General features: G+C 51.2%; 1 protein-coding gene. It reads right to left on the reverse strand.

All coding sequences use genetic code 11. The annotated features are described in order from the left end of the window. On the reverse strand, positions 1-209 hold a 209-nt coding region (locus N825_RS40180), incomplete at both ends, for a hypothetical protein (RefSeq protein ID WP_037462722.1).

The following is a 209-nucleotide window of genomic DNA, read 5'->3' on the forward strand; positions in this document are numbered from 1 at the left end:
AATCCACCAGGCTGGCCGAGCTGTCATGCATGCCGAGGCGAGGATCGTAATCGTAATCCTTGCTATGGCTGTAGCTGCCAATCACTTGTGTTGCGTAAATGCCTTCTTTATAGCGCAATCCGGTATCCCAGGTTTGGCTATACAGTTTGCGCGTATCCAGCAGAGAGCTGGTCGGTGAGGAATAATAACTATCATACGCCGTGCGGTTG

It is taken from the genome of Skermanella stibiiresistens SB22 (assembly GCF_000576635.1).
Classification (GTDB): domain Bacteria; phylum Pseudomonadota; class Alphaproteobacteria; order Azospirillales; family Azospirillaceae; genus Skermanella; species Skermanella stibiiresistens.